The 21040-nt window shown below is 61.4% G+C and carries 20 protein-coding genes and 1 pseudogene; 12 read left to right on the top strand and 9 right to left on the bottom strand.

What is annotated here, in order from left to right; genetic code table 11:
* Nucleotides 1–8: 8 nt before the first annotated feature.
* Complete coding sequence (locus DF286_RS03075; RefSeq protein ID WP_109270101.1) at nt 9–1355, bottom strand: dihydrolipoyl dehydrogenase family protein; 1347 nt, start codon at nt 1353–1355, stop codon at nt 9–11.
* A 122-nt stretch (nt 1356–1477) separates the two neighbouring features.
* Between DF286_RS03075 and DF286_RS03080 the strand changes: the two genes are divergently transcribed.
* The 9 genes and pseudogenes from DF286_RS03080 (at nt 1478) to DF286_RS03115 (ending at nt 12517) form a co-directional block, all read left to right on the top strand.
* The gene (locus DF286_RS03080) at nt 1478–3964 is read left to right on the top strand and encodes a heavy metal translocating P-type ATPase (protein WP_109270102.1); all 2487 of its coding nucleotides are present in this window, start codon (nt 1478–1480) and stop codon (nt 3962–3964) included.
* A 116-nt stretch (nt 3965–4080) separates the two neighbouring features.
* Nucleotides 4081–5020 (top strand): annotated as a pseudogene (locus DF286_RS03085) (cation diffusion facilitator family transporter).
* A gap of 93 nt (nt 5021–5113) precedes the next feature.
* A complete protein-coding gene (gene cueR / locus DF286_RS03090) occupies nt 5114–5506 on the top strand; it encodes a Cu(I)-responsive transcriptional regulator (RefSeq protein WP_109270103.1) in 393 nt (130 codons plus the stop codon).
* Nucleotides 5496–5915: a hypothetical protein gene (locus DF286_RS14925; protein WP_146193548.1), complete on the top strand. Its 420-nt coding sequence runs from the start codon at nt 5496–5498 to the stop codon at nt 5913–5915. The genes cueR and DF286_RS14925 overlap by 11 nt, the downstream gene beginning before the upstream one ends.
* Before the next feature lie 29 nt (nt 5916–5944).
* Nucleotides 5945–6235 carry a hypothetical protein gene (locus DF286_RS03095; protein ID WP_109270104.1) on the top strand — a complete coding sequence of 97 codons (291 nt, stop codon included), beginning with the start codon at nt 5945–5947 and terminating at the stop codon, nt 6233–6235.
* An 85-nt stretch (nt 6236–6320) separates the two neighbouring features.
* Nucleotides 6321–8114 (top strand): copper resistance system multicopper oxidase, encoded by a 1794-nt coding sequence (locus DF286_RS03100; protein WP_109270105.1) that lies wholly within the window; start codon nt 6321–6323, stop codon nt 8112–8114.
* On the top strand, nt 8111–9343 hold the full coding sequence (locus tag DF286_RS03105; protein ID WP_109270106.1) for a copper resistance protein B: 1233 nt from the start codon (nt 8111–8113) through the stop codon (nt 9341–9343). The genes DF286_RS03100 and DF286_RS03105 overlap by 4 nt, the downstream gene beginning before the upstream one ends.
* A gap of 271 nt (nt 9344–9614) precedes the next feature.
* A complete protein-coding gene (locus DF286_RS03110; RefSeq protein WP_109270107.1) occupies nt 9615–11438 on the top strand; it encodes a copper resistance system multicopper oxidase in 1824 nt (607 codons plus the stop codon).
* Nucleotides 11435–12517, top strand: a complete 1083-nt coding sequence (locus DF286_RS03115; RefSeq protein ID WP_109270108.1) for a copper resistance protein B — start codon at nt 11435–11437, stop codon at nt 12515–12517. The genes DF286_RS03110 and DF286_RS03115 overlap by 4 nt, the downstream gene beginning before the upstream one ends.
* Nucleotides 12518–12534: 17 nt before the next feature.
* On the opposite strand, the gene arsH is transcribed toward DF286_RS03115, so the two are convergent.
* Genes arsH through DF286_RS03135 form a run of 4 tightly spaced genes read right to left on the bottom strand, consistent with a single transcriptional unit; the run spans nt 12535 to nt 15154 of the window.
* Nucleotides 12535–13296: an arsenical resistance protein ArsH gene (gene arsH, locus DF286_RS03120; RefSeq protein WP_109270109.1), complete on the bottom strand. Its 762-nt coding sequence runs from the start codon at nt 13294–13296 to the stop codon at nt 12535–12537.
* Nucleotides 13293–14363: an ACR3 family arsenite efflux transporter gene (gene arsB, locus DF286_RS03125; RefSeq protein ID WP_109270110.1), complete on the bottom strand. Its 1071-nt coding sequence runs from the start codon at nt 14361–14363 to the stop codon at nt 13293–13295. Before arsB ends, arsH begins: the two co-directional genes overlap by 4 nt.
* Nucleotides 14364–14373: 10 nt before the next feature.
* Nucleotides 14374–14805 (bottom strand): arsenate reductase (glutaredoxin), encoded by a 432-nt coding sequence (gene arsC, locus DF286_RS03130; RefSeq protein ID WP_170303923.1) that lies wholly within the window; start codon nt 14803–14805, stop codon nt 14374–14376.
* 16 nt (nt 14806–14821) lie between these two features.
* Complete coding sequence (locus DF286_RS03135; protein ID WP_109271961.1) at nt 14822–15154, bottom strand: ArsR/SmtB family transcription factor; 333 nt, start codon at nt 15152–15154, stop codon at nt 14822–14824.
* 166 nt (nt 15155–15320) lie between these two features.
* On the opposite strand from DF286_RS03135, the gene DF286_RS03140 reads away from it, so the two are divergent.
* Together DF286_RS03140 and DF286_RS03145 are read left to right on the top strand one after the other, a co-directional pair.
* Nucleotides 15321–15524, top strand: a complete 204-nt coding sequence (locus DF286_RS03140) for a hypothetical protein (protein ID WP_109270111.1) — start codon at nt 15321–15323, stop codon at nt 15522–15524.
* Between the two features lie 237 nt (nt 15525–15761).
* Nucleotides 15762–17627, top strand: a complete 1866-nt coding sequence (locus DF286_RS03145; RefSeq protein WP_158274607.1) for an HAD-IIIC family phosphatase — start codon at nt 15762–15764, stop codon at nt 17625–17627.
* Between the two features lie 107 nt (nt 17628–17734).
* On the opposite strand, the gene DF286_RS03150 is transcribed toward DF286_RS03145, so the two are convergent.
* The 4 genes from DF286_RS03150 to DF286_RS03165 all read right to left on the bottom strand — a co-directional run bounded on the left by DF286_RS03150 (nt 17735) and on the right by DF286_RS03165 (nt 20173).
* Entirely contained in the window at nt 17735–18292 is a 558-nt protein-coding gene (locus DF286_RS03150; protein WP_109270113.1) for a DUF305 domain-containing protein, read from the bottom strand.
* Nucleotides 18293–18412: 120 nt separating this feature from the next.
* On the bottom strand, nt 18413–18910 hold the full coding sequence (locus DF286_RS03155) for a YybH family protein (protein WP_109270114.1): 498 nt from the start codon (nt 18908–18910) through the stop codon (nt 18413–18415).
* A 34-nt stretch (nt 18911–18944) separates the two neighbouring features.
* On the bottom strand, nt 18945–19487 hold the full coding sequence (locus tag DF286_RS03160; protein ID WP_243444696.1) for a DUF411 domain-containing protein: 543 nt from the start codon (nt 19485–19487) through the stop codon (nt 18945–18947).
* Nucleotides 19488–19504: 17 nt separating this feature from the next.
* A complete protein-coding gene (locus DF286_RS03165) occupies nt 19505–20173 on the bottom strand; it encodes a DUF2231 domain-containing protein (protein ID WP_243444697.1) in 669 nt (222 codons plus the stop codon).
* 157 nt (nt 20174–20330) lie between these two features.
* Between DF286_RS03165 and DF286_RS03170 the strand changes: the two genes are divergently transcribed.
* Entirely contained in the window at nt 20331–20777 is a 447-nt protein-coding gene (locus tag DF286_RS03170; protein WP_109270115.1) for a four-helix bundle copper-binding protein, read from the top strand.
* Nucleotides 20778–21040: the final 263 nt, after the last annotated feature.

A 21040-nucleotide genomic window follows, 5' to 3' on the forward strand; every position in this document is an offset into this window, starting at 1 on the left:
GAAACCCGCTAAAGCATGTAGCCGATGTCAGATGCACCCGTCGGATAGGCGAACATCGTCGTCTTGAGATCGCCGGCTGTGAGGCCGTGCCGGATGGCGAGACCGAAGAGGTTGATGACCTCGTCAGCGTGAGGCCCTACGAGGTGCGCCCCGAGGATACGGTCCGTGTCCTCCTCGACAAGCGTCTTATAGCCGTAGACGGGCTCGGCCACGCGCCGCGCTGTATACCAGTGCGAGGCCCGCTCCGACTTGACACGAAAGCGGCATCCCGAAGCTCGTGCCGCCTCTTCGCTCATCCCGACCGCCGCGATTGGAGGCAGCGTAAATGCTACGCTCGGCACACCACGATAGTCGGGTCTCGCATGGTTGCCCTTGATCAGGTTCGCCGCGACAACCTTTGCATCATGGCTTGAGACGGGTGTGAGCGGAGGCCCCATCTGAGCTGCGTCACCTGCGGCGTAGACTGCCGGGTTGGAGATGCTTTGGAGATGCTCATTCAGCTGGAGCCGGCCTCGTTCGCTGGCGATGTCGCCGGTCGGGAGATCGAGGCGATCAAGAGCCGGTCTTCGGCCGGCGGCATGGACGACCAGATCAGCCACGAACATCCGAGAGCCGTCCTCGGCGCTGGCGTGCACGGTGAAAGCCTCACCTGTCTTTTCGATACCGATCGCCGTGGTACCCGTGCGCACATCCACGCCGCTCCTCTCGAATGCCTCCATCAGCCAGCCGACGAGCTCCGGTTCGAACTGCGGCAATAGACGGTGGCTGCGCTGGAGGATCGTGACCTTCGCTCCGGCGCGGACGGCGACATGAGAGAATTCAGCCGCGATGTAACCGCCGCCAACGAGCAAGACCCGAGCCGGTAGGCTGTCCATCGCCAGGAAGTCCTCGTGGTCGATCAGATGCTCCTCGCCGGGTATGCCGAGCCGCACTGGCTCCGCGCCAGCGGCAATCAGGATGTGCCGCCCGTGCAACGGCTCTTCGGCGATCGATATCGAATTGGGACCGGTGAAATATGCTTGGCCGTGGAAGGTGACGATACCCTTCTCTTGGTAGCGCTGCTCATGCTTCGCCGGGATCGCGTCTGTGAAGGTCCGCTTGAACGCGATCAGATCGCGCCAATTTATCTCGGCCGGCTCAATGATCCCCCGACCATGCAATCTGCGGCTGCTGTCGATCACCTCTGCTCCCGCGACGAGCATCTTCTTCGGATCACAGCCGCGCAGCGCGCACGTTCCGCCAAATGGCTTCTCGTCTATGATGGCGACGGTCCACCCCGCGTCTCGCATGCGCGTCGCGGCGACCATGGCAGCCGTGCCGGTGCCTATGACGATTAGATCGTAGGTTTGCTCCATCTGCTTTTCTCCAGTGCGTCACTCATGAGCTTCCGTTTCAGTCGAACAAAGCCGTTCCCACTACAGGTTCCAATCCATACCTAATTTTTGCGCCTTGACCCTGACACGATGTCAAGGACCATATGAGGGGTCCACTCTTTTTGAGGAGACGAAAATTGGACGCGCAGACGCTGTCACGGGCGCCGGACGATGGAGCAGCCGAGACCACGCTCACGTTGCCGATTGAAGGCATGACCTGCGCCTCCTGCGTCGGCCGAGTCGAGCGCGCCATCCGCCAAGTGCCGGGCGTCTCGAATGTTGCCGTAAACCTCGCCACCGAGCGCGCCGAGGTGACGTTCGATGACGAAGATTCCGACATTGGAACAGTCGCCGAGGCCGTCTTCAAGGCAGGCTACATGCCCGGATCCAAGACGACGGAATTGTTGGTTACCGGCATGACCTGCGCGTCCTGCGTCGGACGTGTGGAGAAGGCGCTTCGCGCGGTGCCTGGCGTCCTCAAGGCCGACGTAAACCTCGCCACTGAAACCGCCCGCATCGAGGCTGTCGCGACCACGGCCGACACCGATCTGATTCGGGCCGTCGAAAAGGCGGGCTACTCCGCATCGCTGCGCAGCCCATCTCCCGTACGGCAAGCGGATGAAGAGGAGGCCCGGCGGTCGGAGGTCGCCTCTCGCGAACTGCGCCATGTCATCATCGCGGCGGCCCTCTCCCTTCCGCTCGTTATCCCCATGCTCCTGTCGCCGTTCGGCGTCGACGCGATGATCCCGGGATGGGTCCAGCTGCTTCTCGCAACACCTGTCCAATTCTGGCTCGGCGGCCGCTTCTATCGGGCCGGCTGGAAGGCGCTGAAAGCGCGCACCGGAAACATGGACCTGCTCGTCGCTATCGGCACATCGGCCGCTTATGGCCTCAGTCTTTATCAATTGATGTTCCGACCGAGCCAAGGGGCCGACGGCCATTATTATTTCGAAGCATCCGCCGTCATCATCACGCTCATCCTGCTCGGCAAGTGGCTTGAAGGCAGAGCCAAACGACAGACGGGCGCAGCGATACGCGCCTTGATGGCGCTGCGTCCGGACAAGGCTCGTGTCATGCGTTCAAGCGGGATCGAGGAAGAGGTTTCCGTCGAGGACGTCAAAACTGGCGACCGCATTCGCGTCCGGCCGGGCGAGCGAATTCCGGTTGACGGGCGACTCATCGAGGGTGCGACAAGCGTCGATGAATCGATGCTCACCGGCGAAAGCATGCCCGTCTCTAAGAGTGTCGGGAACAAGCTGACCGGCGGTTCCATCAACGGCGATGGCCTCGTGCTCATCGAGACCACCGCAGTCGGGGCTGAAACCACACTCGCGCGGATCGTCCGTCTCGTTGAAAGCGCCCAAGGCGCGAAGGCGCCGATCCAAAGGCTGGTCGACAAGGTCAGCGCAGTATTTGTGCCGATCGTCCTCGGCATCGCGGCCGTCACCTTTATCGGCTGGATCGTTGCTGGCGCCGGAGTCGAGGTCGCCATCCTCAATGCGGTGGCGGTCATGGTGATTGCGTGCCCCTGCGCGCTCGGCCTTGCCACCCCCACGGCAGTCATGGCGGGCACCGGCGTTGCCGCCCGGGCGGGCGTTCTCATCAAGGATGCAGAGGCGCTGGAGACCGCGCACCGCATTAGCGCCGTTGCCTTCGACAAGACGGGGACGCTGACGGAGGGCAAACCTTCGCTCGTTGCCGCCATCGCCGCGCCCGGCGTCGATGATCGGCACCTCCTTGAACTGGCCTCGGGGCTTCAGAGCGGAAGCGAGCATCCGCTCGCCAAGGCCGTCATGGCCGCCGCCAAGGAACAAGGAGTGGTGCCGGCGAATACGCGGTCGATGAAGGCACTACCCGGTCGAGGCGTCACTGCTGAAATTGAGAGTGACCGGCTCGTCCTCGGAAGCTCGCGCCTCATGGACGAGGAAGGCATCGAACGCGGGTCGCTGGCCGCGCACGCTGAAGATCTGGAAGGGGACGGACGTTCCGTCTCCTGGATAGCCGCGATCTCGCCGAAGAAGAGGCTGATCGGCCTCCTCGCCTTCGGCGACGAAGCCAAGGCCTCCGCCAAAGAGGCCATCGAGATCCTTCATCGGCGGGGCGTACGCAGCATCATGCTCACCGGCGACAATGCCGGCAGCGCCAACGCGGTGGCAAAACAGCTCGGCATCGACGAGGTGATCGCAAACGTGCTGCCCGAGGGGAAAGCTGACGCCGTGGCCTCGCTTCGGGGGGAGAGCCGCACCGTCGCCATGGTAGGCGATGGCGTGAATGACGCGCCGGCACTGGCGGCGGCAGATGTTGGAATCGCCATGTCGACGGGCACCGACGTCGCGATGCACGCGGCGGGGATCACCTTGATGCGGGGCGACCCGCGCCTGGTCGCGGACGCCATCGACATTTCCAAGCGGACCTATTCGAAGATCCGCCAAGGTCTCTTCTGGGCGTTCATCTACAACGTCGTCGGCATTCCGCTGGCGGCTTTGGGCTATCTCAGCCCGGTGCTTGCAGGCGCAGCGATGGCGTTTTCCAGCGTCAGCGTCGTCACCAACGCGCTGACGCTCAGGAGGTGGAAGCCGCAGGCGAGTTGAGCTTGGTCGGGCGCCGACTGCGGGTGAAGCGCTAGCCATGCGTAACGAATAGGAGCCGGAGGTCGGCACCGCCTAGCTCGGAGGTTGGATCGATGCAGCACGGACATTCTGGTCACATGACCCCAAAAGGGGACCGGCAGGCCTTGATCGCCTCCGGCTGGCTCACCGGCCTCTATTTCGTCGTCGAACTCGGTATCGGCATATGGACAGGCTCGGTCGCCGTACTCTCGGATGCCTTTCATACATTCTCAGCCGTGGGCGGGATTCTAATCGCTTTGGTGGCGATGCGGCTTGGTGAGAGAAAATCCAATCCGGCGCGGACGTTCGGCTATACGCGAGCGGATTCTCGGCGCCCTCTTCAATGGTCTCTTCCTGCTCGGGATGGCGCTGGTCGTCTTTTGGATGGGCGCAATGCGGCTGATGGAGCCGATCCAGCTTCCGACGACCCCGATGCTCATCGCGGCGGGAGGCGGCATCGTCACCGAGCTAATCGCTCTTTGGCTCCTCTATGAGCGGCAGAAGGGGAACCTCAACATGAGGGGCGCCTACTGGCACATTATCCAGACGTTTGTCGGCAGCTTTTTGATCATCATATCGGCGCTCGTCATCCGCTTCACGGGCTTCCTCGCGATCGACCCGCTGCTGGGCATGGCGTTTGGTGTCGTGCTGCTTTGGGCCTCGTGGGGCATCATCAAGGAGTCGCTGCACATCCTGCTGCAGGGAACGCCGGAGGATCTCGATTTCGAGGGCGCGATTTCTGCCATTCGAGCGGTGGACGGAGTGACCGATGTTCACCATGTCCACGCCTGGAGCCTCACCTCCGGAATGAACGTCTTCTCAAGCCATGTCTGCGTGCGAGATTGGTCCGAGGGTGAGCGGGTGCTGGGCGAGGTCAGCCAGCTGCTGCGCGACCGCTACAACATCTATTTCTCGACCACCCAGATCGAGGAGCGGTGTCTGGATTCGGAAAAAGGCGCCGAGGCGATCGATATCAGCCGGACCTCGTCCTCTACTCCAGAAAGCAAGCCTCGTGGCCATTCGCATGCGAGCAGCTAAAAGCGGCGAGAGACCTCCGCGTATTCACCCCTTGACCTTGTCACTGTGTCAAAGTCCATATCCGTTGGTGAGGAAGCGAGGAAGTCCGTTCCGATGAACATCGGCCAAGCATCGAAGCAGTCCGGCGTCAGCCAGCGGATGATCCGCCACTATGAGGCCATCGGCCTCACCCCCAAGGCGGCGCGGCGGGATTCCGGCTACCGCGATTACGACGAGAAGGACGTCCACACGCTCCGTTTCATCCGGCGGGCACGTGATCTCGGTTTTCCGATCGAAGAGATCGGCCAGCTTCTGGCGTTGTGGCGAGATCGCGATAGGACAAGCGCGGACGTGAAGGCACTCGCCTTGGCAAGGGTCGCAGAACTCAAGCAAAAGGAAGGAGAAATCCGGGCGATGCGCCTTTCACTGGAGGATTTAGCTCGGCACTGTCATGGCGATGAGCGGCCAGACTGCCCGATCCTAGAGGACATGGCGCATGTCGCTTAAGCTCAGGCATCGCAATCAACCAACGTTCATTGCAAGCTCATCTGCGAAGCCCTACTTGGCCGCCAACATGTTTCGCTTCCTTGCGTCCCTGCTGGTTGCCTTGGGCCTGATGTTCGCACCGGTAGCGATGGCCCATGGGCAAGCCATGGCTGCGCCGCATAGCTCGGCACCCGCTATGGTGAAAATCAAAGATGGTGCTGGGAAGCACAGTCCGTCCAGCAGCCATCGATCGGGCATGGATATAAGCTGCGCAATCACCTGTGCGGCGGCGGTCCCGGCAGCAGAGCCGATGGTCAGTGATCGGATCGCACCGCCCAGGGCAGAGCTCACGCCGGCTGGCTTTCAGAAATTGATTGGCATTCAGCCTGAGGGGGAGACTCCTCCTCCCCGTATCACTCCAGAGATTTGAACCTCACTCAAAGTTTCTTGGAGTTTACAATGAAAATGCTTTTGACCGCGATCGCTTTGACGATCGCCACGCCGGCGCTCGCTCAGACTGCCAACCTTGCAGATGCTCACGCCGGACATGGCCAAATGAGCACAACTAAGGCCAAGCCTTCGACGGACCCGCATGCCGGCCACAATATGGGTGGGATGATGAACGCCCAGGCCATGAAGGCTCACTGCGAAAAAATGAAAGCCGAAGGCAAGACGATGGAGGGCTGCGACATGCAGGGCTCCAAGGCGAAAGCCGACCCGCATGCCGGTCATAATATGAGTCAGAAGTAATGGCTCCTGGGAGGCGGTGCACGCATCGCCTCCCAGTTTTCTAGAGCCGAAACCCAGCTCCTTCGGAGCAGTCAGGGATCCCAAAATGAATCAGCTTATCGAACGACGCGCGCTGCTGCGCGCGGGCGCGATCGGCGCCGCCGGCGTCGGTCTCTCAAGCCTCTTTCCGGCTTGGGCTCAGAGCGGAAGTGCTGGCCTCGCGCCGACCCTGCCCACACTCTCGGGCGAAGACATCCGCCTGAAGGTTGCGCACAGCCCCTTCACCGTTGGCGGCCGCACCGGCCACGCGATCACGATGAACGGCGTGCTCCCGGCCCCCCTCATTCGCCTGCGCGAAGGACAGAATGTCCGCATCCATGTCGAGAACACGCTCGATGAGGACACGTCCATCCACTGGCACGGCTTCATCCTGCCCTTCCACATGGACGGCGTGCCGGGCATCAGCTTCCCCGGCATTCTGCCGAAGACCACATTCACCTACGAATTCCCGATCGTCCAGAACGGCACCTATTGGTATCACAGCCATTCCGGTCTTCAGGAGCAGGTCGGCCATTACGGCCCGATCGTCATCGATCCCGCCGAGCCCGACCCGGTCGCCTACGACCGCGAGCATGTGATCGTCCTCAGCGACTGGACTTTCCTCCATCCACACCAGCTCTTCGGCAAGCTCAAGAAGCAGGGCGGCTATTTCAACCGTCAGAAGCAAACGCTCTCAGGTCTCGTTGGAGGTGATGACGATCTTGCGCGGAACATGTCTCTTTCAGACAGGCTGATGTGGGGCAAGATGCGTATGGACCCGACCGACATCGCCGACGTCACGGGCTCGACCTACACCTACCTCATCAACGGCCACGGTCCCGCCGAGAACTGGACTGGCCTCTTCCGTCCCGGCGAGCGGGTGCGTCTGCGCTTCATCAACGCCTCGGCCATGTCAATTTTCAACATCCGCATTCCCGGCCTGCCGATGACCATCGTCCAGGCCGACGGCCAGAATGTACGTCCCGTCGAGACTGATGAATTCCAGATATCGGTGGCTGAGACCTATGACGCCATCGTCACGCCGACCGAGGACAAGGCCTTCACCCTCGTCGCGGAATCGATCGACCGCTCAGGCATGGGACGAGCAACCCTGGCGCCGCGCATGGGCATGCAGGCGCCGGTCCCTCCGCTGCGTCCAAAGCCCCTCCTCGGCATGAAGGACATGGGCATGGGCGGCATGGACCATGGAGCGATGGGCCACGGCTCGATGCAGCACGGCTCCACCTCAGATATGAACAACGGGGCCTCCAGCGAGGCGATGGCCGGCATGAGTCATGACATGCGGGACAAGTCGCTGGTCCCGCCGGATGTGAAGGTGGGCGTTGGCGTCGACATGATTGCGCCGATGCCGGTCGACCGCACCGGCGACCGACCCCTCGGGCTTGAGGAGGTGCCGCACCGAGTCCTCACCTATCACGATCTCGCCCCGCTGACGGCCTTCCACGACAAGCGCCAGCCGACCCGCAGCGTCGACATCCACCTCACCGGCAACATGGAGCGTTTCATGTGGTCGTTCGACGGGGTGAAGCTCAACGAAGGCGCCGAGCCGATCCGCTTCGCCCGCAACGAACGTGTTCGGGTTAACCTCATCAACAATAGCATGATGAGTCACCCCATCCACATACACGGCCATTTCTTCGAGGTCGTGACGGGGATGCCGCACGGCAATCCGGTCAAGCACACGGTGAACGTCATGCCCGGCGGCAAGGCGAGCTTCGATCTTACCGCCGACGCCCCCGGCGACTGGGCGTTCCACTGCCACCTCCTCTACCACATGCATGCCGGCATGATGAACGTGGTCAAGGTCCGGCCCATGGATGATGAAGGAGAGGTCGCATGAAGCGCGCACTTCTGCTTGCTGCAGTGTCGGTGCTGACACTCGCGTCACCCGCTTGGGCCCAACAGGCCGGCCATAGCGGTGCGGCCCCCGATCCACATGCGGGTCACGTGACGCAGCCAAGGGCCAATACGCCCGCGCCGGCGGACAGCTGCACGCCCGAGCACGCTGCGATGGGTCACTGCACCCTACAGCCGATGACGGCAGCGCCACCGACTGGCGATCCGCATGCCGGGCATGAGATGCCCGCCGACCGGTCCGTCGATCCGCATGCAGGCCATAGCGCGGAGCCGGAGACCTTACCTACGGATCCTCATGCGGGCCACGGCCAGTCGTCAGCTCAACAGCCGGACCCGCATGCGGGACACAGTATGTCGGAGCCTCAGACGCAGGATCCGCACGCGGGCCATGCGATGCCGGGGCAGTCGTCCGACCCCCATGCCGGTCATGCCATGCCAAGCATGTCGCAAACCCAAGCCCCGCCGGTAGCGCCGCCTCCGCCGGAAGCGTTCTCGGGGCCAGAGCATGCCGGAACCACGATTTTCGATCCGGAGCTGTTCCTCCGCAAACGGGAAGAAGAGCTCATCAGGGAGCATGGCGGCTATGTCACCTGGATGGTCTTGGCCGACCAGCTCGAGTACAGGGCGCAAGAGGGCCGCGATGGTTATAAATGGGATATTCAGGGCTGGTATGGCGGCGACTATGACAAGCTCTGGCTAAAGAGTGAGGGCGAAGGTGAGTTCGGCCATTCTCCCGAGCAGGCCGAGGTCCAAGCCCTTTACAGCCGGGCGCTCGATCCCTGGTTCAATCTCCAGGCCGGTATCCGACATGATTTCCGGCCGAACTCCGATCGGACGCATCTTGTCGTCGGCATCCAAGGGTTGGCGCCTTACTGGTTCGAAGTCGATGGTCAGCTGTTCCTGTCCAACAAGGGCGACGTGACCGCTCGCTTTGAGGCGGAATATGACCAGCGCATTACCAACAAGCTGATCCTCCAGCCGCTGGTTGAGTTCGACCTCGCGGCACAGGATATCCCGGAGCTCGGCATCGGCTCAGGCCTTTCCTCGGCCGAGATAGGTGCGAGGCTGAGATATGAGTTCGTGCCCGAATTCGCTCCTTACGTCGGCGTCGAATATGAGCGCTCTTTTGGGGACACGGCCCGGTTCGCACGCGCGGCCGGCGAAGACGTCGGTGGCTGGAGCTTCCTAGTAGGCCTCCGGAGCTGGTTCTGAGGGTAGCTCAAGCCTGAACGTGTGGCTGGTAAATCGTGTCCGAACGCGCTTACCGCTGAGGCTGGCTCCTGACGAGCCAGCCTCAGCACGGCGATTTGATCGAGTCCGCGCCAAGGATAGCCTTTGAGCCGATCGCGCTCGCGCTCTTAACAAGACTCATCTCGGCCGAATAACAGCGGCAGGCCTGCCCCCGCGAGGGGAACGCTGCGGGTGCGCGTATAGTTCTAGAGGAAAAGAACAGACTCAACTGCCTCAAAGGGGAGAACCCGTCATGGCTGACTTCGTGGACCGGCGTAAACTGCTGCAAGCCGGGGCGTTGGGAGCCGCGAGTCTTAGTCTCTCCGGCCTTTTCCCCTCCTGGGCTCGAAGCGGCACCCAAGGGGTCTTACGAGATCCTAAAGCCCTCTCAGGCGACAATATCGCTCTCACCATAGGTCCGGCACCCTTCTCCGTCGGCGGCAGGACCGGCCGTGCCATCACTGTCAACGGAACGCTTCCTTCGCCGCTCATCCGCCTTCGCGAAGGAGAAACCTTCCGGGTCGCGGTTACGAACACCGTCGAAGGCGAAGACGCATCCATCCATTGGCACGGTGTGCTAGTGCCATTTCAGATGGATGGCGTTCCCGGCGTGAGCTTTCCCGGCATCAAGCCAGGCGAGACGTTCGTCTATAAGTTTCCCATCCGGCATTCCGGCACCTTCTGGTACCACAGCCACTCGAATTTTCACCTCGCGCTCGGTCAAGTCGGACCTTTGATCTTCGATCCTGCCGGCCCCGATCCGGTGGAATATGATCGCGAGCACGTGATCGTGCTCTCCGATTGGAGCTTCATGCATCCGCACACGATGATTGCCAAGCTCAAGAAGGCGGAGGGTTATTTCAACTATCAGAAGCAGACACTAGCTGGCCTGCTTCGCGATGGCGATCCCGAGCAGATGATGCCGCTCAAGGATCGGTTGATGTGGGGGCGGATGCGCATGGATCCCACCGACATCGCAGATGTGACTGGCTCCACCTACACCTATCTCGTCAACGGGCATGGACCCGATGAAAACTGGACCGGCCTCTTTCGTCCAGGCGAACGAGTGCGCCTGCGCTTCATCAACGCCTCGGCAATGTCGATCTTCAATGTCCGCATCCCTGGTCTGCCGATCACTGTGGTGCAGGCCGATGGCAATAATGTTCGGCCAGTTACGGTCGACGAATTCATGATCTCCGTTGCGGAAACCTATGATGTGATCGTTCAGCCCATGGAGGACAGGGCTTTCACCATAGTCGCGGAGTCCACCGACCGGTCCGGAATTGGCCGGGGAACACTGGCGCCGCGCCTGGGAATGTCCGCCGAGGTGCCGCCGCTTCGCCCCCGGCCGACGCTCGGCATGGACGATATGGGAATGGCCGGAATGTCGCACGGATCGATGGGCGGCATGAGTTCCGGGTCCATGGCCGGGATGGACCATGGTGCGATGGGCACGGGTCAGGGCGCTGGCGACGCCATGAGTGGCATGGACATGGGGTCGATGGACATGGGCGGCATGAACATGCGGGATGAATCCTTGGCTCCGCCCGACATGAAGGTCGGAGTGGGCGTCGACATGATCGCGATGAACCCTCAGGATTCAGCGGGAAAACCTCCGCTTGGTCTCGAAAATGTGGGGCATAGGGTGCTCGTCTACACCGACCTCGTCGCGCTCGAGCCGAACCCCGATCCTCGTCAGCCGACGCGTTCGATGGAAATCCATCTCACCGGCAACATGGAGCGCTTCATGTGGTCGTTCGACGGCCGCAAGTTCAGTTCGATCGTGGAGCCAATCCGCTTTGCTCGCGATGAGCGTGTCCGGGTGACGCTGGTGAATGACACGATGATGCAGCACCCGATCCATCTCCACGGGCACTTCTTCGACGTGGTGAACGGTCACCCCGGGCATTATCCAAGGAAGCATACCGTCAATGTTCTGCCGGGCACCAAAATCAGCTTCGATCTGACGGCGGACAATCCCGGTGATTGGGCGTTTCACTGCCATCTCGACTTTCACATGCATGCGGGGATGTTCAACGTCGTCACCGTTCGCCCCCTGGACGGAGAAGCGGCATGAAAATTCTCCTGATCGCCCTAGGCGCTTCCACTTTCGCGACACCCGCTCTGGCCCAGCATACGGGCCACGAAATGCCTCCGCCCCAGCCGCCAAGCGCAAGCGAGACGGAACCTGTTCCTTCCTCACCGCAAGCGCAGCCGGCCCCCCAATCCCAAACCGCCGATCCTCACGCCGGGCACGATATGAATGCCATGCCGCAGCCAGTGCCCCCCGCTGAGCCGGACCCCCATGCGCAGCACGAGATGCCAGGCATGCAGCCTGCCCAGCCGGCCTCTCCAACCATCCATGGCACTGGGTCCAACAGGATCCCAGGAGCCGCGCCGCCGCCTCCGCCGGAAGCTCCGCCTCCACCGGCAGCTTTCTCCGGTCCCAGACACGCCGCTGACACCATTTTCGATGATGCCGAGATGGCCGCCGCTCGCGAGGATTTGCGCTCCGACCAGGGCGAAATCAAAACCTTCTGGCTCATGATCGATCAGCTGGAGGCACGGATACGCGACGGCGAGGATGGCTATCTCTGGGACGCTCAAGGCTGGTACGGCGGCGATATCAACAAGTTCTGGTTCAAGACGGAGGGCGAAGGGAATCTCGGCGAGAGTCCTGAGCAGGTTGAAGTGCAGGCGCTCTGGAGCCGCGCCATCACGCCATGGTTCGATTTCCAAGCCGGCATTCGCTACGACTTTCGACCGGACCCCGAGCGCGGTCATCTGGTCGTCGGATTACAGGGTCTTGTCCCCTATCAATTCGAGATCGATGCCGCCGCCTTTCTTTCGGACGAGGGTGATCTCACCGCGCGCTTCGAAGCGGAATATGACCAGCGCATCACTCAGCGGCTGATCCTGCAGCCCAGGATTGAGTTCGACCTGGCCGCTCAAGATGTCCCGGAAATCGGCATCGGTTCCGGCCTATCCACAATCGAAGCAGGCCTGCGGCTCCGCTACGAGATCGTTCGCGAATTCGCACCCTACATTGGCGTCGAATATGAACGACGGCTCGGCAACACGGCAGACTTCGCCAGAGCGGCGGGTGAAGACGTAGGAGGCTGGAACCTTCTGCTCGGCATACGGGCCTGGTTCTGAGCGGTGGTGGACCGATCCTAGATCGAAGATCGATTATCGAACGCGCGTCGTCGCAACGTTGAGGTATCCGTCGCCGCCTCGATCTCCAACCCCGCCGCCTTACGCTCCGAATAGCGATCGACAAGCTGCTGGGCGTGAGGGCGCAGCAAGATGGTGAAGCGGATCAGCTCCTCCATCACGTCCACTATGCGATCATAGTAGCTCGAGGGCTTCATCCGGCCGGCCTCATCGAACTCATTGAACGCCTTGGCGACGCTGGACTGGTTGGGGATCGTGAACATCCGCATCCACCGGCCGAGGACGCGAAGCGTGTTGACGCTGTTGAAGGACTGCGAGCCTGCCGACACTTGCATGACTGCGAGCGTTCGGCCTTGGGTGGGCCGCAGTCCGCCCATGTTAAGCGGCAGGTGATCGACCTGAGACTTCATGATGCCCGTGATCTGGCCGTGGCGCTCGGGGCTGCACCAGACCTGCCCTTCCGACCACATCGAATGCTCACGCAGCTCGTGGACGGCAGGATGATCGTCACCCTTCACTTGGTCGGGTAGCGGCAGATCGGACGGGTCGAACATCCGGGTCTCCGCGCCGAAAAATTGCAGCAGCCGCGCCGCCTCCTCGACGCAGAGGCGGGAGTAGGACCGTTCGCGAAGGGAACCGTAGAGCAGCAGAATGCGCGGCGGCGGTTGATCATCGCCAAGGCCAATGGCAAGCCGCCGGTGGACGTATCTCGGATCGAGCGCCGGTAGATGGTCTGGATCGACAAGGGTGCGCAGCCTCATGCCATCGCCCCCTGCTCGTACCAGCCGCGCGACCGCTTCACGATGGCGACCACGGAGAGCATCACGGGCACCTCCACGAGGACGCCGACCACCGTCGCCAGCGCCGCGCCGGAGTTAATGCCGAAGAGCGAGATCGCCGCCGCGACGGCGAGTTCGAAGAAGTTGGATGCGCCAATAAGGGCAGCCGGCGCCGCTACACACCAAGCGACGCCGAAGCGCCGGCTCAGCCAGTAAGCGAGGCCCGCGTTGAAGTAGACTTGGATCAGGATCGGCACCGCGAGGAGCGCGATCACCAGCGGCTGGGCCAGGATCTGCTCGCCCTGGAAGCCGAACAGCAGGACGAGCGTGGTCAGCAGCGACACCAGCGAGATCGGCCCGAGTGTCTTCAGCAAGCTGTCGAGCGCGGGCTGACCGCCACCTGCCAGCGTGGCCTTGCGAAGCAACTGCGCGACGATGACCGGGATGACAATATAGAGCACGACCGACAGCAGGAGCGTGCCCCAAGGGACGGTGATCGCGGCGACGCCCAGCAGCAGGCCGACGATGGGCGCGAAGGCGAACACCATGATGAGATCGTTGAGCGCCACCTGGCTCAACGTGTAGTTCGGCTCGCCCTCGCACAGGTTCGACCAGACGAACACCATGGCCGTGCACGGCGCGGCGGCGAGGATGATGAGGCCGGCGATGTAGGAGGGGATCTCCGCCGATGGCAGCATCGGCGCGAACAGCCAGCCGATGAAGAAGGTGCCGAGCGCGGCCATCGAGAAGGGCTTCACCGCCCAATTGATGAAGAGCGTGACGCCGACTCCCTTCCAGTGCTGCTTCACCGAACCGAGCAAGCCGAAATCGATCTTGAGCAGCATCGGGATGATCATCAGCCAGATGAGGACCGCCACCGGCAGATTGACCCGCGCCACCTCAGCCGAGGCGATGATGGCGAAGAGGCTGGGGAACATATGGCCGAGCCCGATGCCCACGGCGATGCAGAGCACCACCCATAGCGTCAGATAGCGCTCGAAGAAGCTGATCGCCGGCTTGGCCGGCGCAGCCGCAGCTGCTGTGCTCATGTATATTCCTTCAGATCAGTCGTTCGCCGCCGGTGCCGATAACCCACTCGCCATCTTCCTTGGCGAAGGCGCCCTGCTGAGGCGTGGGCAGGAGATCCAGCACTGCCTCGGATGGTCGGCACAGCTTCACGCCCAGGGGCGATACGACGATGGGGCGGTTGATGAGGATCGGATGCTCCATCATCGCATCCACGAGTTGCTCATTGGTCAGGCGCTCGTCGTCCAAGCGCAGCTCGGCGTATGGCGTTCCCTTCTGGCGCAGCAGGTCACGCGGCGTGATGCCCGCGCGCTCGATCAGCTGGTCAAGCATGGCGCGGCTGGGCGGCGCCTTCAGATATTCGATGACGTGGGGCTCGATGCCGGCGTTGCGGATCATCGCGAGGGTGTTGCGGGACGTTCCGCAATCCGGATTGTGGTAGATGATTACGTCGATCGCGGTCATTGCACTTCCTCTTGGCTCAGCAGCAGGGCACGAGCTCGGCAATGAGAGACTCGCACAGCTCGGCTTCGCCGCCGCAGCAGTCCTTCACCAGGAATAGGGTGAGCGACCGGAGCCGGTCCAGGTCAGCGCGATAGACGATAGAACGGCTCTGCCGCTCGGAGACTACAAGCCCAGCCCGCGCCAGACCCGCGAGGTGCGTCGACATCGTGTTTTGGGGGACGTCCATCCGCCGCGCGATATCGCCCGCCGGCAAGCCATCAGGCTGATGCCGGACCAGAAGGCGGAAGGTGTCGAGCCGCGTCCGTTGCGAAAGGGCCGCGAGTGCACTCAATGCCGAGTCTATATCCATATATCGAGAATATATGATATACCTCGGCAGCCGCAAGCCTGTGCCGTCAGACGTCATGAATCCGAGCAAGGCGGCATCAACATCGGGAGCGCGTAGGAAGCTCCTTGACTCCGATACTGTGGCAAATGGTCTGATTGCGCCCATGCCTAGTCTGAGGAATGATCGAATGGATTGGCATGGCAGCCTCGAAGAGACGGTACTGGAGGCCTTCCAGCACGCGTGCGACAGCGGCCGGCTGGATGTAGCCGAGCATCTCCTGTGTGCCTTGGAAAGGCTTGAGGGCGGCTCCCTCTTGGAGGACGTAGAAGGCGGCGCGGCGAGCCGCCTCGCTGCCGCCTATTTGCGGATCGTTGGGGGCGACAGGAACTAAAGCAAATCGGAGGGGCGTCCGCTCTCTTGAGCGGGCGCCCCTTTCTTTAGCCGCTGCCTCTGCGCGCCTCGTGAGCCGTGGTGGCAGTGGACAATGCCTGTCCAGATTAATCTCCCTCCGGCTTTCTGTCTGAATCCGGGAAAGCTGATTGCGCTCAGTCACCGTCGCTGCGGGAATAGACCGCAAGCCGCGTATCCATATGAGCGGGGCGAACGGACTGTCTCGCGCGGAGGCGGGATGTTCGAGTTCGACAAATATGATCGAGAAGCAGCGCACCAGCCGGCTTCACCTAAAATATCCTATACCCCCTTCGAAGGCGGTCGGAAGCGCGCCCTATTGCTGTGGGGCGAACATTGCATCGAGTGTGCGGCTCCTGATTGCTTCGTCTCATGCGATTTGTATCAGGCGCGGCCCGATCGGCGCTGCAGACGCTTCCGTTTTGGCGCGTTCAAGAACACTGCCTTCCAGTCGTCCTCCGGCTATGGCGCGGAGGTCATCTTCAAACGCTGGGCCAAGCTTGAAGCGCGCGGAAATGCTCTACTTCTGCGCAATGAGGTCGTGGGCCTGCTCGAACGTGGGATCGAGCTGTTGGCGCCAATCACCAATCGGATCGGCACTGCTGGCGCCAAGCTCCTTGGGGACATCCGTTGGTCCTACCTCACACATTCCCTGCTGGAGCGGATGAATGCTTCGCTGCATCGCCGCCATAGCCCGCACGATCTTCCTGATGCGTTCGTCATCGAAATCTACAATCCGGGAACTGCTGACGTCGTCCTGATGCTCACGATGGGAATCGACCGGACGAAGCTCACGCCCGGGATAACCGCCGCCGACCTTCCAAGGCCGGTAGTGGCGAAGCTCACACTCCCGCCAGGCTATTTTCGCGAAGACATCGCCCGCGAAACATACGCCGAGCTGATCGGCTCCGGCCTCCCGTTCAACCTTGCGCTTACACCTGAGGCCGACGAGGGGACGCACCTCATATTCCTCAGCCTCGATTTCGTTAGCTACGCCCAGGCAGCCGGCGGATTAACCGCGAAACACCAGCAACGAGTCAAGCGCCCTCCGGCGAAGTGCGTGATATTCGATCTGGATAATACCCTTTGGGACGGTGTCCTGCTCGAGGGCGACGTGACGCTGCGACCAGCCGTCACCAACGTGATTAGACAGCTGGACGAGAGGGGCATCCTCATTTCCATCGCTAGCAAGAACGCCCATGACGACGCCATGGAGCGGCTGCGCGTGTTCGGACTTGATCAATATGCGCTCTATCCAGCCATCGGCTGGAGCGCCAAATCCGAGAGCGTGCGACAAGTCGCTGAGCGATTGGGCCTTGGCCTGGACTCGGTCATCTTCGTCGATGACAGCCCTTTCGAGCGCGACGAAGTGTCTCGGTCGCTACCGGAGGTGGACGTTCTGCCAGACAGCGCAATTCCCACCCTTCCGGAACATCCCCGCCTTCAGGGCAGCGTAACAGAAGAGTCGAAGCGTCGCCGCCTCATGTATCGGCAATCGATGGAACGCCAGACTGCCGAAGCGGCGCTCGGCTCCGATTACATGGAGTTCCTCGCCTCATGCGACATCCGCGTAGATATCCGCCCCAGCGAACCCGAAGACTTCGACCGGGTAGCAGAGCTTGTCCAGCGCACGAACCAGCTAAACTTCTCGGGGCGAAAATATCAGCGAACCGAACTCGAGGAGATCATGCTCGACCGAACTGCCGAGCGCCACGTCATTGACTGCTCCGACAGATACGGATCCTACGGGACTGTGGGCTTCTGCCTGGCGAGGCGTGTTGATGATGGCATCAGGATCGAAGACCTGATGCTCTCCTGCCGGATCCAGGGCAAATTTATTGAGAATGCACTGCTGCATCACCTTTGCACGCGTCCGGAATGGTGCGCCTCATTCGTCGAGATCGTTTTCAACCCGACCGACAGAAATGCAGCGGCTGGATCCGTCCTGAGGCAGCTCGGATTTGCACCGGCCGAGCCAGATCTCCTCAGAACCGATGCAGTTCCCGGCCAATTCCATCCCAAGTTCATGACGATCGTAGGCACTCACGGGATCCAGCGAGTCTTCTGGGGTAAGCAAATCGGATAGGTGCTTCCGCGATACGCGACATCTTTCGACGGTACGATCCGGATCAATAGAGAAGAGTCAGTCGATCTCGATTGGAGCGATGCCTCCTTCATTCCGAGGTCGCGTCATCACTCCACCGCGTTCCTAATCTCCGGCAACATATCCGGCGTGACTTCGGCGGGACGCGCGGGCAGTGGAGCCGTCCCACGCTCTCTGTTCCGATCGATGTCTTGGATGAGAAGCTTCATCTCGGCGATCTCTCGGATTTGGCTCGCGATGATCTCATCGGCGAGGTCACGGACGCGCGGATCACTGATATCGGCTCTGCGCGCATTATTGATGGCGATCGAATGGTGAGGGATCATCGCCTTCATGAAGAGGACGTCGCCGACCAACGCCTGACTCCTGTTGATCGCCAGCAGCGCAACACCCAGGATCAGGGCTCCGACCAGAATGCCGACCTTGAAAGCCATGCCCTTGTACATCGACCACATAAAGCCAAGCATGACGATCGTCATCACACAGCCCATGATAAAAGCTGCGATCAATCGATTTAGGCTGAACATTAGATGTTCAGCCGAATAGACCAGCTGGTACATGAGGAAAAACATGATGAAGGTGGAGACCGCGATCATCGCGGCAAATCTTCCCCATCCCATTGTTTCCATTTTCTTCCCCTGTTCCATGCCAGTGTCCTTTCTTGTCAGTTTGAACGACCTCTCTTGGATTTTACGACTACGACCGTTTGCGGGAGCGAATTCGTTCGGTCGCTTCGATACGTAACACCCTCACTCTTCTACCGCTGGCTAGGAGCCCCTCGGCCGCCGCGCCGAATTGTGCATATTGAGGATCTTCCACTCGCCATCGACCTTTTTCAGCACACTGGTCGCGACGCCTTGGCGCTCGGCAACCTCGCCCGACTCTGTTTCAATCCGATAGCGATACGTCTCCGTTGCAAGAGCAACAGGCCCCTCGAAGCGCACATCCACCTTGTAGTCAGAGAATTTGAAGGATCGAAAATGATCCAACTCAGGCCCCAAATGATGGGCGTGATAGTTCTGGTAGGTGCCTTCAACGCCTCCCGTCTCGAAAATCTGGGAATCGGCCGCGAACAACTCCTCGGTCCCGCTGGCATCCAGCCGCTCGATCGCCGCCTTGTAGTTCGCCAAGACGACCTTGATCGCCTCTCGGTCGGCGGCGCGCGCATCCGACGCACTCTGCGTCGTCGGCTGGTTCTGCTGGCCATAGGCCGCCGCAGGCACAAGCATCAGCCCGGCAATCACCGCACCACACAATCTCTTCATTCTCACTCTCCCCTCCTGTTACCCAGCGGAATGGCTAGGCTTTGTAGATCGAAGTCCTCCCGGTCGCGTCGAATGCGATGACCTGGAAGGGTTCTTTCGTGCCGTCCGGCACTTCCATGCCGGGCGATCCGAGCGGCATTCCGGGAACAGCAATGCCCTTGATGTCGGAGGGCCGCTCGCGCAGGAGGCGATCCACCTCTTCCAGCGGCACATGGCCCTCGATGACATAGTCGCCGACAACAGCCGTGTGGCAGGAGGCGAGCTCGGCAGGAACGCCGAGCCTCTGCTTCACCGCCGTCATGTTGTTGTCGTCCAGGAGCGTGACTTGGTAGCCGGCATCTTCGGCAATCTTCGCCCACGCTTCGCAACAGCCGCAGCTCGGATCGCGATAAACGGTCATAGCTGCCTTTTGGACTGTAGCGGGTGCTCCGCCAGCGCTCCCGCCCTTCGGATCTGTCGCAGCCCGTTCGTCGCTGGACGGAGAGCAGCCGACCAGCGCAAGCCCTCCGAACGCTAGGCCGCCATAGATGAATTCACGCCTCGATCTGGGCCGAACGCTCATCCGGTCGATAGTCATGCTAAATACTCCAGAACCTAGAATGCCAGATGGTCGACGCCCCCGTGCATGAACGTCCCGCCCATCCACCCCTGAATGGCGATTGCGACCGTCACGGCTCCCAGTAATGCCCAATAAACCCGTCTGGGCTTATCGGGGGCTCGCCGAGCCGTGACCGACAGGTAAAGCAGCAGTAACCCGGCAACGGCGATCGCTGTTCCCAGCCACCGATGGGCCATCAAAACAGTATTCCGGTCGGTCAGATAGAAGCCGCCGGCGAACCATCCAAGGAATGCGGCCGCGACAGCCCCGATTGCTCCTACGACGAGCATCACTTGGGCGGCACGTTCATAATTCCGGCGCCCCTTCCAGAGGCCGAACAACTCCACGCCAAGAGCGCCCAGGAACATCGCTATCGGAAAGTGGACGACGAGCGAGTGAAGACGGCCGAGCCAGCTTAACAATCGCTGCGCGAATGTTTTGTTCTCCTCGGCCGCCTCCATATGTTGGCCCATCGCCTCGCCATGCGCGGTGGCCATTTCGCTATGCATTTCGACAGCCTCCGCCTTCTCGGTGGCGGCGACATTCTGTTCGACCACCGGTCCGGGGCCGGCGCCCAGTTCCTCATGATTTTCATGGGCCATGGCTGGCGACCCAAGCATCAGCCCCGTCAGGACCGCTAAACGCAACGCAACTCGCTTGAACATAGTGAATGAGCCTCCCTCAACCGCTATACGCGCGCCGGATCGTTTCCCCTTACCCATGAGCCATTTCATCGCTGCTCAGCGAATATCATGAGGCCTCGGGCGAGGGCGCGCGTATCTTTGAGAGAGCGGGGATCACATCAACTTAGGGAGATGCCTCATGCACCACATGCGCGAAATGATTTCCGCCCATCCCGACGTCCAGGGAAATACAAACGACGTCCTCATCCGCTGCATCGAGGAGTGCTACTCTTGTGCGCAGAGCTGCACATCCTGTGCCGATGCCTGTCTCGCCGAGGAGATGGTCGATCAACTCCGGCAATGCATCCGCCTCAATCTCGACTGCGCCGACATCTGTGTCGCCTCAGGCGCCCTCGCAACGCGCCGGACGGGCAGCAATGAAAGCGTGATCCTCGCCACCCTCGAAGCTTGCGCTCAGGCTTGCCGGGTGTGCGCGGAAGAATGCGAGCGCCATGCCAGCAAGCATGAGCATTGCCGGATCTGCGCGGAATCGTGCCGTCGCTGCGAAAAGGCTTGTCGCGAGGCGATGCAGTCTATCTCGGCAGGAGCCGGGTCTCGCACCGAAAGCCTAGTTGAGCCGGCCTGACGGGATTCTAGGCGGTGTCTTCCATAGGCACCGCCCACCCATCGTCAGCGGTCAGCACGCTCCCGCCGAGGAAAAGTCGAAACGACATTCCTTCGAATTCTCTTTTCAGTGAGGGCTTCAGGTGCTTCGCGCGTATTTGAGACTGGAATGCGGGGAATCGAATGATGAACGAGATTGATGCAGCGCTGCTGCGACTATCGCAGGACCAAGTCCCCTCCCGTCTCGCCGCGACCGAGGCGTTGGTCTTGGACCGAATTACGGGT

This window comes from Sphingosinicella humi (assembly GCF_003129465.1).
Lineage (GTDB): Bacteria > Pseudomonadota > Alphaproteobacteria > Sphingomonadales > Sphingomonadaceae > Allosphingosinicella > Allosphingosinicella humi.

What these genes read in the sequence shown, in the direction of transcription:
- DF286_RS03100 (WP_109270105.1), top strand. Translation starts at nt 6,321, where the DNA reads ATGAATCAGCTTATCGAACGACGCGCGCTGCTGCGCGCGGGCGCGATC.
- DF286_RS03170 (WP_109270115.1), top strand. Translation starts at nt 20,331, where the DNA reads ATGCACCACATGCGCGAAATGATTTCCGCCCATCCCGACGTCCAGGGA.
- DF286_RS03115 (WP_109270108.1), top strand. Translation starts at nt 11,435, where the DNA reads ATGAAAATTCTCCTGATCGCCCTAGGCGCTTCCACTTTCGCGACACCC.
- arsC (WP_170303923.1), bottom strand. Translation starts at nt 14,805, where the DNA reads ATGACCGCGATCGACGTAATCATCTACCACAATCCGGATTGCGGAACG.
- arsB (WP_109270110.1), bottom strand. Translation starts at nt 14,363, where the DNA reads ATGAGCACAGCAGCTGCGGCTGCGCCGGCCAAGCCGGCGATCAGCTTC.
- DF286_RS03145 (WP_158274607.1), top strand. Translation starts at nt 15,762, where the DNA reads ATGTTCGAGTTCGACAAATATGATCGAGAAGCAGCGCACCAGCCGGCT.
- DF286_RS03140 (WP_109270111.1), top strand. Translation starts at nt 15,321, where the DNA reads ATGGATTGGCATGGCAGCCTCGAAGAGACGGTACTGGAGGCCTTCCAG.
- DF286_RS03110 (WP_109270107.1), top strand. Translation starts at nt 9,615, where the DNA reads ATGGCTGACTTCGTGGACCGGCGTAAACTGCTGCAAGCCGGGGCGTTG.
- DF286_RS03155 (WP_109270114.1), bottom strand. Translation starts at nt 18,910, where the DNA reads ATGAAGAGATTGTGTGGTGCGGTGATTGCCGGGCTGATGCTTGTGCCT.
- arsH (WP_109270109.1), bottom strand. Translation starts at nt 13,296, where the DNA reads ATGAGGCTGCGCACCCTTGTCGATCCAGACCATCTACCGGCGCTCGAT.
- DF286_RS03095 (WP_109270104.1), top strand. Translation starts at nt 5,945, where the DNA reads ATGAAAATGCTTTTGACCGCGATCGCTTTGACGATCGCCACGCCGGCG.
- DF286_RS03160 (WP_243444696.1), bottom strand. Translation starts at nt 19,487, where the DNA reads ATGACTATCGACCGGATGAGCGTTCGGCCCAGATCGAGGCGTGAATTC.
- cueR (WP_109270103.1), top strand. Translation starts at nt 5,114, where the DNA reads ATGAACATCGGCCAAGCATCGAAGCAGTCCGGCGTCAGCCAGCGGATG.
- DF286_RS03075 (WP_109270101.1), bottom strand. Translation starts at nt 1,355, where the DNA reads ATGGAGCAAACCTACGATCTAATCGTCATAGGCACCGGCACGGCTGCC.
- DF286_RS03135 (WP_109271961.1), bottom strand. Translation starts at nt 15,154, where the DNA reads ATGGATATAGACTCGGCATTGAGTGCACTCGCGGCCCTTTCGCAACGG.
- DF286_RS03150 (WP_109270113.1), bottom strand. Translation starts at nt 18,292, where the DNA reads ATGGAACAGGGGAAGAAAATGGAAACAATGGGATGGGGAAGATTTGCC.
- DF286_RS03165 (WP_243444697.1), bottom strand. Translation starts at nt 20,173, where the DNA reads ATGTTCAAGCGAGTTGCGTTGCGTTTAGCGGTCCTGACGGGGCTGATG.
- DF286_RS03105 (WP_109270106.1), top strand. Translation starts at nt 8,111, where the DNA reads ATGAAGCGCGCACTTCTGCTTGCTGCAGTGTCGGTGCTGACACTCGCG.
- DF286_RS03080 (WP_109270102.1), top strand. Translation starts at nt 1,478, where the DNA reads ATGAGGGGTCCACTCTTTTTGAGGAGACGAAAATTGGACGCGCAGACG.
- DF286_RS14925 (WP_146193548.1), top strand. Translation starts at nt 5,496, where the DNA reads ATGTCGCTTAAGCTCAGGCATCGCAATCAACCAACGTTCATTGCAAGC.